Here is a 14,494-nt window from a genome sequence, read left to right on the forward strand (position 1 = left end):
ATGAAATTGAAAGCTCAATACCTGCAAGGAGCCGTCTGGCTGATACTCCTTGCAGGTTGCGGTACAACAACCGTAAAGACAGATTATGCAGCATACGTCAATCCGTTCATTGGTACGGGAGGGCATGGACATACATTTCCCGGAGCTATTGTACCTAACGGGATGATACAACCCGGCCCTGATACACGTATATATGGTTGGGATGCCTGTTCGGGTTACTATACAGCTGACAGTACTATTAATGGTTTTTCTCATACCCATCTCAGTGGTACGGGATGTGGAGATTATGGAGATATCCTGCTGATGCCTACGGTGGGAGTACAGAAGACGGAACATGTGGCACCGGATACACAGACGTTGGCATACGCTTCCCGTTTTTCGCATGAAAATGAAGCGGCTTCTCCAGGATACTATTCTGTTTTTCTCGATACATATAAGGTGAAGGCCGAACTGACTGCCACCGAGCGTACGGCTTTTCACCGTTATACGTTCCCCGAAAGTACAGAGTCTGGTTTTATTCTCGATCTGGACTATTCTTTACAGGGACAGAAGAACCGTAAATTGGAGTTGGAAATCGTGAATGATTCTACTCTTTGCGGTTATAAAAATACTAACGGATGGGCATGGAAGCATGATGTCTATTTTTATGCCGTATTTTCCAAACCCTTTACTTGTACGATATTGGCCGATTCTGTAGTGTCACTGGATGGTAAGAACATACAACCCATTAAGAAAGCATTACTCCATTTTGCAACGGCGAAGGATGAACAGATATTGGTAAAAATAGCCCTCTCTGCCGTAGATAAGGAAGGAGCACAAAAGAACCTTACTGAAATCCCCGGTTGGGATTTTGAAAGAGTAAAAGCCGATGCTCGGCAGGCATGGAACAACTATCTCTCCAAAATAGATATTGATACGCCGGATGAGCAGCAGAAGACCGTATTTTATACAGCTATGTACCACACCGGAATATCCCCTAATCTTTTTACCGACATTGACGGACGTTATCGAGGGCTGGATCGTGAAATCCATACCGCTGAAACAGGTAAACCGATGTACACCATCTTTTCATTGTGGGATACATTCCGTGCTTTGCATCCGTTACTGACCATCATTGACCCGGAACTGAATACAGGCTTCATCCATGCGTTATTACAACAATATCAGGATGGAGGTATACTGCCGATGTGGGAATTGGCGGGCAACTATACAGGTACAATGATCGGATATAACGCTGTCCCTGTCATTGTAGATGCCTATATGAAAGGTAATCGTGATTTTGATGCGGTTCTGGCGCTTAAAGCTTGCCTTCGTAGTGCGGAGTATGATACCTTGTCTCCGATTGCAACTACTAATTATTTGAAGAAGAACGCTCTGATGCCAATATCCAAATATTATAAAAATACATTGGGCTATATTCCTTGTGATAAAGAACATGAATCGGTGGCCAAAGCGCTGGAGTATGCATACGATGACTGGTGTATCAGTCTGCTTGCCGGTTCTTTGGGTGATACGGTTACACAACATCGTTATCAAAAACTGGCTAAGGCATATAAACATTATTTTGATCCTACAGTTCGTTTTATGCGTGGAAAAAATTCTGAGGGACAATGGCGTACTCCTTTTAATCCCCGTTCCAGTAATCACCGTGAAGATGACTATTGTGAAGGTACTGCCTGGCAATGGACTTGGTTCGTACCCCATGATATAGACGGATTGGTTGAATTAATGGGAGGACGTGAAGGATTTATCAGTAAACTCGATTCTTTGTTTACGGCAGATTCTTCTTTGGAAGGTAGTTTGGTGTCAGCAGACATATCGGGACTTATCGGACAATATGCGCACGGAAACGAACCGAGCCATCATATTATCCATCTGTATAATTATGTGGAGCAGCCTTGGAAAGCTCAGGCATTGGTGGATAGCGTATTGCGTACTCAGTATTTTAATGATCCGAACGGGCTTTCGGGAAACGAAGATTGCGGACAGATGTCGGCATGGTATATTATGAACTCTATGGGATTTTATCAGCCTTGTCCCGGACGTATCGAATACTCTATCGGACGACCGTTGTTTAATACCGTGACAATCAAACTACCCGCTGGAAAGATGTTCCGTATCGTTGCTAAGAATAATGCGTTGGAAAATAAGTACATTGAATCTGCTACGTTGAACGGACAGCCATTGGATAGGCCGTTCTTCACCCATGATCAATTAATGGAAGGAGGAACATTGGAACTGATGATGACTGATAAACCGACCCGTTGGGGGACGAAATAATACAGTTAACAGAAATATATGCTGAAAATCAACTACGTAATTTGTGTATTATTGCTTGCCGTCCTCTGGTTGGGTGGCGGCATTGCAATGGCACAATCCATCATTCCTGTACCGCTGAAAGTGAAGCAGAGAAACGGAACTTTCTGTATCTCTAAAGAAACCCAATTATATACAAATCTGAAAGGAGAGGAGAAAAAAAAACTGGCTGCTTATCTGTCTACATTTCCTGTTTCATTCTGTAAAGAATTTAAAGGAAAGAAAACTACACGTAAGAATGTGATAATCCTGCAAAAAACTGGGAATGTTATTCCTGTTTCCGAAGGTTATACGTTGCAAGTCACTCCTGAACAGATTCTTATCCGTTCTGTTAGTGATGCCGGATTATTCTACGGATTACAGACATTGCTGCAATTGACCGAACCTGCCGGTGATGCAAGCTGGAAAGTAACTTCTATCGAGGTGGAAGATGCTCCGCAGTTTGATTACCGGGGACTGATGCTCGATGTTTCCCGCCATTTCCGTAGTAAAGATTTTGTTAAGAAACAGATAGATGTCTTGGCGCGCTACAAACTGAACCGTCTGCACTTGCACTTGACGGATGCTGCGGGATGGAGAATTGAGATCAAAAAATATCCGCGTCTTACCGGATTTGCTGCCTGGCGGCCGGAAGCTAATTGGAAAAAATGGTGGCTTGCCAAGGATGGACGCAAATACTGTGAAGAGTCCGACCCTCGTGCCCAAGGTGGATATTATACTCAGGATGATATCCGTGAATTAGTACAATATGCCGCCGAACGTTACATCACGGTTATTCCGGAGATAGAAATGCCGGCACATTCAGAAGAAGTTCTTGCGGCATATCCTGAACTCTCTTGTTCGGGCGAGCCTTATAAAAGTGCTGACTTCTGTGTGGGTAATGAGAAGACTTTCTCCTTTCTTGAAGATGTGTTGACCGAAGTGATGGAACTTTTCCCCTCGGAATATATTCATGTAGGCGGTGATGAAGCGGGCAAAGCTGCCTGGAAAACTTGTTCCAGGTGCGGTAAGCGCATGCAGGACGAAGGACTTAAAAATGTGGATGAGTTGCAAAGTTATCTTATTCACCGCATTGAAGTGTTCCTGAATAAACATGGTCGTAAACTGCTGGGATGGGACGAAATCATGGAAGGTGGTTTGGCGCCTAATGCCACCGTGATGTCATGGCGGGGAGAAGAAGGTGGTATTGAAGCCGTAAAAGCCGGACATCGTGCCATTATGACTCCTGGAGCTTATTGTTATATCGATCAGTATCAAGATGCTCCCTATTCGCAACCCGAAGCTATTGGCGGATATCTGCCCCTGTCGAAAATTTATTCCTATAACCCGTTGCCCGGAGCCTTGACAGACGAGGAAGCTGAACTCATTTATGGTGTACAGGCTAATCTTTGGTCTGAATACATTCAGACCGATGAACATTGTGAGTATATGATTTATCCGCGCATGCTAGCTTTGGCTGAAGTAGGATGGAGCAATCCTGCCCACAAATCGTATACCGATTTCCACTGCCGTGCTCTGAAAGAAGTGGATTGGCTTCAATCACAAGGATATCATACGTTCTCCTTGAAAGATGAAATCGGTGATCGTCCGGAGACTTTACAACCGGTCGACCATTTGGCTTTAGGTAAACCCGTGAAATACAATGTCCCTTATAACCAGTCCTATTCTGCGCAGGGAGACAAAACCCTTACTGATGGAAAACGGGGAAGTTGGACATATTCTGACGGAGCGTGGCAGGGGTTTATCTCGCGCGATCGTCTGGATGTAACCATAGACCTTGAAACCGAAATGGAAATTCATTCCGTCAGTGCGGATTTTATTCAGGTAGTGGGACCTGAAGTCTTCTTACCGGGCGAAATTATTATTTCCGTTTCTTCCGATGGCATGAACTTCAGTGAACTGACGCATTTTGTCCATGAAAGCTCGAAGTCGGAAGTTTTCACCTTTAAGAATTTGGGCTGGAAAGGAGATGCCCGTGCACGATACGTACGTTTTCGGGCCCATGCTGATAAAAACTTCGGTGGTTGGGTTTTCACAGATGAAATTATTATAAAATAAAAAGAAAGAGGATTTATGCAGATGAGTATGAAAAAACGATTTTTATATTGGGTATTTCTTGTATTCCCCGTTGTTTCCGTCGGGGCTCAAGGTTCTGCTACATCGCCTGTGGATTATGTAAACCCTTTTGTGGGAACTACTAATTATGGGACTACAAATCCTGGAGCAGTTTGTCCGCAAGGTATGATGTCTGTAGTTCCTTTCAATGTGATGGGAACTGTCGATGGGAATATTGATAAGGATAGCCGATGGTGGTCTACTCCCTACGAATATAAGAATACATATTTTACGGGATATTCCCATGTCAACCTGAGTGGTGTGGGATGTCCGGAATTAGGTTCTTTATTACTGATGCCCACTGCCGGTGCTTTGAATGTTGATTATCTCCAATATGGTAGCGGTTATAAAGATGAGCAGGCTTCTCCGGGATATTATTCCAATTATCTCACTAAGTATGGCATTAAAACGGAGGTGACGGCTACCCCTCGCACAGGTCGTGCACGTTTCATCTTTCCTGCCGGACAAGGGAATATTCTCTTGAACTTGGGCGAGGGATTAACGAACGAAACGGGTGCCACGGTTCGTTTTGTAAACGATCGGGAGATAGAAGGCAGCAAGTTGTTGGGGTCTTTCTGTTATAATCCCAATGCGGTTTTTCCCGTCTATTTTGTGATGCGTATCGACAAATCCCCGAAAACACGTGGCTATTGGAAACAAATGCGTCCCATGACAGTTGAGGCACAATGGGATTTTACTTCTGGTAAACGTAAGATTTATACTTCATATACCAAAGAAATGAGTGGGGATGATATCGGTACTTGGTTCACTTTCGATACCACGGAAGGAGAAGTGATAGAAGTCAGTATGGGGGTATCTTTCGTGAGTATTGCCAATGCCCGTCAAAATCTGGAAGTAGAGCAGGAGGGAAGAAACTTTGAACAGATACATACTGCCGCCCGTCAAGCATGGAATAAGGACTTGAACCGTATTCTTGTAGAAGGTGGAACGGAAGAACAACGTCGTGTGTTCTATACGTCCATGTATCATTTCCTGATTCATCCCAATATCCTGCAAGACATCAACGGACAATATCCTGCAATGGAAAGTAACGAGATACGTACAGTCAAAGGAAACCGTTATACGGTTTTCTCTCTTTGGGATACTTATCGCAATGTACATCAGTTGATGACGCTTGTGTTCCCCGATCGTCAGTTGGATATGGTTCGTACTATGATTGATATGTACCACGAACATGGATGGTTGCCTAAATGGGAACTTTATGGACGCGAGACATTAACGATGGAAGGTGACCCTTCTATCCCGGTGATTGTGGATACATGGATGAAAGGATTGCGTGACTTTGATGTGGAGACGGCATACGAAGCCATGTATAAATCGGCTACGACTCCTGGAAAAGATAACCTGATGCGTCCCGATGCGGACGATTATTTCTCATTGGGTTATATTCCTTTGCGTGAGCAATATGATAACTCGGTGTCTCATGCGTTGGAGTATTATATTGCTGATTATGCGTTATCCCGCTTAGCTTTGGCCTTGGGCAAAAAGGAGGATGCACGCCTTTTCTATGATCGTTCGTTGGGATATCGCCATTATTATAGTAAGGAATTCGGAACCTTACGTCCTTTGTTGCCCGATGGTACGTTCTATTCTCCTTTTAATCCGATGGAAGGGGCTAACTTTGCGCCGAGTCCCGGTTTCCACGAAGGTAATGCCTGGAACTATACTTTCTATGTACCTCATGATATTGTCGGACTTACTCACTTGATGGGAGGAAAAAAGAACTTTGTGAATAAGCTGCAGAAGATTTTTGATGAGGGACTGTATGATCCGGCGAATGAACCGGACATTGCTTACCCGTATCTTTTCAGCTATTTCCGTGGGGAGGAATGGCGTACACAGAAGCAGGTAAAAGATTTATTGGCACGCTACTTTACTTCTCGGCCGAATGGCATTCCGGGAAATGATGACACAGGTACGATGTCTGCCTGGGCTATTTTCAGTATGATGGGATTTTATCCCGATTGTCCCGGTATACCCGAATATACGCTTACTGTTCCGACATTCGATAAAATAACCATTCAACTCGATCCTCGCTATTATAAAGAAAAACAATTGGTTATTCGCACTGTTCGTCCGGTTGCGGATGCCGGATATATAAAAGAGGTGAAGCTGAATGGTAAACGGCATACCGGTTTTCGTATTATGCACGATGAATTGATACATGCCGGAGATATTGAATTTATATTAACCCGATAGTATATCATGAGAAGAAGAATTAAGATTTTGACAACCTTCTTTTTGGCTTTGTCATTCATAGCCAATGCGCAGGTACGTACAGAGCAAACCTTTGAAAAAGGCTGGAAATTCACTCGCGATGATAACCCGGAATTCAGCCGGGAGGTTTATAATGATGCTGAATGGCAATCGGTCGTTGTACCTCACGACTGGGCTATCTATGGTCCTTTCAGTATAAACAACGATAAACAGAATGTCGCTATCAGCCAGGATGGGCAAAAGGAAGCGATGGAACATGCCGGACGTACCGGTGGCTTACCTTTTGTAGGGGTAGGGTGGTATCGTCTGAACTTTGACGCTCCTGCCTTTGCACACGGTAAAGAGGCAACTCTTGTTTTTGATGGAGCCATGAGTCATGCCCGTGTCTACATCAATGGTCGGGAAGCCGGATTTTGGCCGTATGGCTATAATTCTTTCTATGTGGATGCTACTTCCTATCTGAAAGCAGGTGAAACAAATACCCTGGCTGTTCGTCTGGAAAACAAAAACAAGTCATCACGTTGGTATCCCGGTGCCGGACTTTACCGGAATGTGCATCTCGTAGTCAATGAAGATGCCCATATCCCTACGTGGGGTACACAACTGACCACTCCTGTTGTGAGGAAGGAGTATGCGAAGGTTAACCTCAAAACTAATCTGTCAGTACCTGCCGGTAAGTCGTTTACCGATTATCGCGTTGTTACCGAACTGAAGGATCGTAACGGTAAAGTGATCTCTACCAATGAAATGCAAGGAACAAAATTTGATGGGAATACCTTTAGCCAAGACTTTGTGGTGACTATGCCGATGCTTTGGTCACCTGACACTCCGGTTTTATATGCTGCTGTGACAAAAATCTATGAAGGTAATACACTGAAAGACGAATATACCACTCCTTTTGGTATTCGTTCCATTGAAATCATTCCCAATAAAGGTTTCTATCTGAATGGAGAACGGACTGTTTTTAAGGGGGTATGCAATCATCACGATCTCGGTCCTTTGGGGGGAATAGCCAATGAAGCCGGTATCCGCCGTCAGATACGTATCTTGAAGGATATGGGATGTAACGCTATTCGTACTTCCCATAATATGCCTGCTCCCGAACTGATCCGTGCCTGTGATGAGATGGGGATGATGGTGATGGCGGAGTCTTTTGATGAATGGAAAGCCGCAAAAGTACAAAATGGTTATCATAAATTCTTTGACGAATGGGTAGAAAAGGATTTAACGAACTTGATCCATCAGTATCGCAACAACCCGAGTGTCGTGATGTGGTGCATCGGTAATGAAGTACCCGACCAATGGAATGGTAATCGTGGACCGAAACTCTCTCGCCTCTTACAGGACATTTGCCATCGTGAAGACCCCACTCGTCCGGTTACTCAGGGTATGGATGCTCCTGATGCCGTTGTGAACAACAATATGGCTGCCGTGATGGATGTTGCGGGATTTAATTACCGTCCGCATAAATATCAGGAGAATTATAAAAAATTACCCCAACAGATTATTCTGGGCAGTGAAACGGCTTCTACTGTCAGTTCTCGCGGAGTTTATAAATTCCCGGTAGAACGACGCTCCATGCAGAAGTATCCCGACCACCAGTCTTCTTCGTATGATGTGGAACATTGCGGCTGGTCCAATCTTCCGGAGGATGATTTTATCCAACATGAGGATTTGCCTTACTGTATCGGTGAGTTTGTGTGGACGGGTTTTGATTATTTGGGAGAACCTACTCCTTACTATACCGACTGGCCCAGCCATTCGTCTCTATTCGGTATCATTGACCTTGCGGGGCTGCCAAAAGACCGCTATTACCTCTATCGCAGCCATTGGAATAAGAACGAAGAGACGTTGCACATTCTTCCGCATTGGAACTGGGAGGGACGTGAAGGTGAAGTGACTCCGGTTTTTGTATATACCAACTATCCGTCTGCCGAACTGTTTATTAACGGTAAGAGCCAGGGCAAACGTACCAAAGACTTGTCTGTCACGATCGATAACAGTGCCGACTCCACTTCTGTGGCTCACTTTAAGCGTCAACAACGTTACCGCCTGATGTGGATGGATACGAAATATGAGCCGGGCACGGTGAAAGTAGTAGCATACGATAAAAACGGTAAAGCTGTCGCAGAAAAGGAGATACATACCGCCGGACGTCCGCATCACATCGAGTTAATTCCTGATCGCAGTGAGATTAAAGCTGACGGCAAAGACTTGTCTTTTGTTACGGTTAAGGTTGTTGATAAAGATGGAAACCTTTGTCCGCTGGCAGAGAATGAAATCAGCTTTAAGGTGAAAGGTACCGGAACTTATCGTGCCGGAGCCAATGGCAATCCTGCTTCGCTCGAAGCATTCCAGACTCCGAAGATGAAAGTTTTCAGTGGTATGATGACTGCTATCGTGGCTTCTACCGAGAAACCGGGTACAATTGTGCTCGAAGCGACCGGTAAAGGTCTTGGAAAAGGTGTATTGAGGTTGGAAAGTAAATAACTCTCAGATTCAGCTTTTATAGAAACGTTCGTTTCCGCTTATAGGGAACTATAGTTTCCCTTCATGGGAACGACGGTTTCTCTCTAAAGAAACGACAGTTCCCTTTAATGGGAACGCTCGTTTCCACTAATGGAAACTGCTGTTCCTTACAACGAAACGGAGTGTAGTGCTTATGTCTGAAAAGAAAAACGCTTTAGATAAAGTCTTCTTTACCTAAAGCGTTTGAGATTGTCAGCTGTGAGAGGAACTTGTCAATGAAAGTCCTTACTGGTAGACTGTCTTGTATCCGTCTGTCTGATGTAGAGCGGAGTTATTGGTCAATGTTATTTTGTCTATCGGCCACAACAAGCGTTTGGGATGTTGAGGATCTGCGGTAGTATATTTAAATACATATTCGTTTCCGAAACGACGTAAATCATACCAGCGTTTGCCTTCAAATAGAAATTCTTTGTATCTCTCTCTCAACAGTACTTCGTCAATGCCATCATTGTCACCTGGATAGTTAGGATAACCGATAGTGGCTTCATCATAATTATCTGCATATGCACGTTTCCGGATGTCGTTAATTTCACTGGTCGGGTCACCGTTGGTCAATGATTTGGCTTCTGCGGTAAGCAGAAGCAGGTCTGCATAACGGTAGATGGGGAAGTCATCTCCCATGTAACGCGTGGTAGTGCCTTTAGGATTTAACCCTTGGTATTTGTAGGGGAAACAGCCTTTATAGGCATGGTCTGTTTCGGTTGAATAAACTGCCTTGACGGTAACATCGCGACGGGTGTCCATTGCATCAAAATCATTATAAACTTGCGGTTTCAGCGGATAAAATATACGACCGCCAAAGTTAATAATGGAAGCATCGAAATTGGTACCTGTTTCCATATCATATTGATTTTTGATTACTTCATTTGCAGGCATAAATCCGTCACGCCATTTGCTGTTGAATAATTCATATTCGTTTTCTCCATGGTGGATCACGAAGATCATTTCTTTATTAGCCTTGTTGTCATAGTCGAAGACATTGGCATATCCGTCTTCTATCAGGCCTAAGTCCGGTAAGTTGGTCTTGATGTCGTTCAGCGCTTTCAAGGCTTCTTGGGCATCTGCCTGACCACCTTCCATCTGACGGCTCGACCATAAGAAGACTTCTGCTTTCAGCATTAAAGTGGCGGCCTTGGACCAATAGCTCTTCTTTTCGCGGAAGTTATAATCGTTACCAAAGTTATCGATAGATGATTGGATGTCTTTTTTGATATTGGTCATTACTTCTGAAGCAGAATTTACAGGACGCGCAAGATTGCCAATTTCAAACCCAGTACTAGGATCTTCGTTCCAGATTACATTACCCCAGGAACGGAGCAGATGGAAATAATAGAAGGCACGCAGGCCATACATTTCACCTAAATAATAAGAACGCTCTTTAGCAGATAATATATCAGTGTCGAGTGCCTTGCTGATGAATAAATTGATCTGGTTGATATTGGTGTACAAACCGGCATAGTTTTCTAATCCCGGATTGTCTTCATCCAGCATATTCAGGCAATATAGTGAAGTTACACTTTCTATACTGAAAGATTGTTCGTCTGAATAGTGCCCGCAGCGTAATTCACCCAAAGTGAATAAGTTTGGCAAATCTTTTCTTAATTGAGAGTGTACGCCACGTACAAAGGCAGAGTAGTGCCCTTCATTTTTCCACATGTTCTGGTCAGTAAGGCTACTCACCGGTTCTGTGTCAAGGCAGCTGGTCAATGCAAAGAGTGAACAAGCTACAATTACAAGTGATTTTATTTTATTTTTCATAATCAATTTCTTTTTAATTAAGTCTATTAGAACGATACGGACAAGCCTAACAGGAGGGTTCTTGGAGTGGGATAACGACCACCGTCAACACCCAGCCAGCGTAAGGGAGCTTCGGGAGATATGCCGGAATAACCGGTGATGTAGAACAAGTTCTGTCCTGTTACGTATACGGAAGCATTGGTCATGTGTGCTTTGGAGATCCATTCAAGTGGTAACTTCCAGCTTAATGTCAATTCGCGGCATGCCAGATAGTCTCCTTTTTCGTAGAAACGGGAACTGTTGTTCTGGAGAGCGTGGCTGCCACCACCGTTACTGCGGTAGATGTTGCGGTGTGAGTAGTCGGCATAATCTGCATAATCGCATCTTGGCAAATCGGTGTCAGGATTTTCCGGGGTCCAGGTCTTCAAACCTTCTTTGATGATATTCTTGAAACCTACGGCTTGTCCCAAAGAACGTGCTGCCACTTCATTGAAAATGGTATGTCCGACGGCGTAGTCAAAACGTGCGTATAAGGATACGTTCTTGTATGAGAGGGTAGTAGAGAAACCACCGGTCCATTTGGGATATACATTGCCAATTTTTTCACGGTCTAATGAATTGATGGTTTTGTTACCGTCTTTATCGTCCCACAGTACATCACCCGGCATGATGGGTTTCCAATTGCCCTTACCGGCATATTCTGCGGCTTTGTTTGGACCGTATAGGTGTGCTATTTCGTCAATGTAGTCACCAGCCAGGCGTTTTACTTCTTCTTCATCACGTAAGATTTTTACTTGCTTGTAAGCGTAGATGTCTCCCAAAGGTTGCCCTTCCTGATAACCTCCTACCCATACGATTTTTCCCTGGGCGGGATCGTAAATCTGAGAACCTCCCTGACGGTTGTTTTCAGTTCCGTTGTATGGTAGTTTTATGATCTTGTTCTTGACGTATGAAGTGTTGAAAGATAAATCCCAGTTGAAACCTTTGGGATTACGGATGAGGTTTACGTTGGCTTCTACTTCAAAACCGGTGTTGCGCAGTGAACCTAAGTTGGTTTTGAAACTACCGAAACCTGTATAACCCGGTAAGTCGAGGTCTGTCAGTAAGTCGGAAGTGGTACGGCTGTAATAGTCTAAAATCAAGTTGTAACGGTTGTTCATAAATCCTAAATCCAAACCGACTTCGATAGATTTACTCTTTTCCCATCTCAACTTAGAGTTGATGACCCCTGTATTTTGAATACCTACAGAGCCATTGTAGGCAGTGGTAGAAGAATAGACGCCGTATACATCGTAGTTACCGATACCGTTGACATTACCGTTGATACCATAAGAAACACGAGGTTTGATAGTAGAAACGATATCTGCCAGTTTACTGTCTTTATAGAAAGCCTCTTCATGGATATTCCATCCGGCTGATACACCGGGGAAGAAACCCCAACGGTTGTCTGAAAGTTTGGAAATACCATCGTAACGCATTACTGCGGTAAACAAATAGCGATGTTCGTAGTCGTAAGTCAGACGGCCGAAATAAGACATGATACGGTAATCTGTCCGATTTGAATAAGCGTCTCTTCCTTCTTTACTTGTAACGTTCAGGGTTGGGATGTCATCGAATTCCGAACCTTTTCCGCTACCTTTCATTTGTAAATAGTCATATTGAAAATATTCGCCGCCAGCCAGTACGGAAAGGTTATGTTTTTCTTTGTAAGTGTCGGTATATTCTAACTGGACACTATGTTGCTGCTGGATAGTACGTTCGTAGTTAGTCGAAGCGTAACGTTCTTTATTTGTCTTTCCGTTGGAGTCATTGTTCCAGAAATCTTGGTAAGACTTGTTGAACGTTTCGTTGGTATAATCATTGTAATATACGGAGCTGTTTTCTCTTAAGAATAATTTATTCTTTATGATTTCAAGATCTGCACCGATGTTCAGTGTAGTACGCCGTGTATTATTGTTGTTGATAAATCTGTCTAACCAGTAGAGTGGGTTACCGTCACGTTTACCGTAACCATAAGCCGGAGTACCGTCTTCATTAAACGGATTCCAGGTAGGCTCGATACTTTGCATACGTTCGAACATATCCGATTCATCGTCATAATACATGAATGGTGATTTTGCGGTAGAGAAGTTCACGCCGCCTTTAATGTTTAATATAGGCAGAACCTTATAGTTGCCGTTTAATGTACCACTGAAACGTTCATATTTGGTTCCACGTAATACACCATCTTCAGAATAATATCCCAAAGAAGCGGAAAAAGTACCGTTGTCATTTCCACCGTTGAAACTCAAGAAATGATCTTGGGTAAATGATGGGTTTTTGTAAGCGGCATCTCTCAGCTGGGTTCCATAGTCCTTGAATGCTATCATTTTGCCACTTACAGGATCTTTCATCTGCTGCCAACCTTGTTTTAGAAGGTCTTCATTGCCTTCCAGCCACTTTACGCTGAAGTTTCCGTTTTCCGGACCATATCCACGTTGAGTGTTACTCAATTGGCCTGAATAGTTGGCTCCCATACGGGCATAAGTCAAATATTCTTCAGCATTCATATATTCGTATCCGAAGCGTGCGAAGTTCATACCGGCTTTAAATTTATAGGAAACTTGTGTATGGCCGGCTTTACCTTTCTTGGTGGTGATTAAGATAACACCATTGTTTGCACGTGCACCGTAAATGGCTGTTGAGGCTGCATCCTTCAGAACTTGCATAGATTCGATATCGGATGCGTTTACATCGTTTAAGGAGCGGATGACTCCATCCACAACAACCAGAGGAGAACCCGGTGTACCTTCGATGGTGGCACCACCACGGAGTACGATACTAGGAGAACTACCTGGTGAACCGGAAGTATTGGTAACGCGCAGACCACTGACAGAACCTTGCAATGCTGTTGCCGCATTAGCTACCGCTGCATTTTCCAATACTTTATTGTCTACTTTGGAAATGGAAGTGGTCATTGTAGAACGTTTTTGTTTCACTCCATAACCTACTACTACAACTTCTTCCAGCATTTCGGAATCTTCTTTTAAAAGGATGTTTAAAGGTTGACCGTCCCATTTTACTTCTATAGTTTGGTAACCGACGAAAGAAACCTGAATAATTTCTCCCTTTTTAACATCGGGAATTGAGAAGTCACCGTCCAGTCCGGTAATAGTACCATTGGTCGTTCCTTTTACTACCACAGATGCACCGATTACGGTTTCGCCTGTGGCATCTTTTACGATACCCTTACAAATACCACTCTGTTGAGAGGCTTGTACACCATCCATACTTGGAGTGGCCACTGCGTGTGTAAATCCTCCTAATAAAAAACCGAGGAACAACACCACGCTGAATGATCTAAGGTGTTTGAACATAAAGGTTAAATTTTAATAGTTAAGAATAAGATAAGATATTATGTTGTTTTAAATAATTAAAGAATTATATATGTAATCTATTTATTAATAATTATGTATTTATTTAATATGTTTATTAATTGATCCTCGTTGATTTTTAAACCAATTTTAAGGTTTTACCGCCGTAAAAGTAATATTAATTATGATGTTGTACAATTTTTCGA

At 43.4% G+C, this 14,494-nt stretch carries 6 protein-coding genes; 4 read left to right on the top strand and 2 right to left on the bottom strand.

The window, feature by feature from the left end:
• The 4 genes from DXC10_RS05220 to galB all read left to right on the top strand — a co-directional run bounded on the left by DXC10_RS05220 (position 1) and on the right by galB (position 9,159).
• Entirely contained in the window at positions 1-2,280 is a 2,280-nt protein-coding gene (locus DXC10_RS05220; protein ID WP_101544714.1) for a GH92 family glycosyl hydrolase, read from the top strand.
• Between the two features lie 87 nt (positions 2,281-2,367).
• Positions 2,368-4,374, top strand: a complete 2,007-nt coding sequence (locus DXC10_RS05225) for a family 20 glycosylhydrolase (RefSeq protein WP_233519884.1) — start codon at positions 2,368-2,370, stop codon at positions 4,372-4,374.
• A gap of 27 nt (positions 4,375-4,401) precedes the next feature.
• Positions 4,402-6,651 (top strand): GH92 family glycosyl hydrolase, encoded by a 2,250-nt coding sequence (locus DXC10_RS05230; RefSeq protein WP_117737544.1) that lies wholly within the window; start codon positions 4,402-4,404, stop codon positions 6,649-6,651.
• Between the two features lie 6 nt (positions 6,652-6,657).
• Positions 6,658-9,159: a beta-galactosidase GalB gene (galB, locus tag DXC10_RS05235; protein ID WP_117737461.1), complete on the top strand. Its 2,502-nt coding sequence runs from the start codon at positions 6,658-6,660 to the stop codon at positions 9,157-9,159.
• A gap of 264 nt (positions 9,160-9,423) precedes the next feature.
• Here galB and nanU read toward each other — a convergent pair whose 3' ends face one another.
• The gene (nanU, locus tag DXC10_RS05240) at positions 9,424-10,956 is read right to left on the bottom strand and encodes a SusD family outer membrane lipoprotein NanU (RefSeq protein WP_101544721.1); all 1,533 of its coding nucleotides are present in this window, start codon (positions 10,954-10,956) and stop codon (positions 9,424-9,426) included.
• A 26-nt stretch (positions 10,957-10,982) separates the two neighbouring features.
• Positions 10,983-14,204, bottom strand: coding sequence for a SusC/RagA family TonB-linked outer membrane protein (locus tag DXC10_RS05245; protein ID WP_370448205.1), 3,222 nt, complete (start codon positions 14,202-14,204; stop codon positions 10,983-10,985).
• Positions 14,205-14,494: the final 290 nt, after the last annotated feature.

This window comes from Bacteroides sp. OM08-11, from assembly GCF_003438665.1.
GTDB lineage: Bacteria > Bacteroidota > Bacteroidia > Bacteroidales > Bacteroidaceae > Bacteroides > Bacteroides cutis.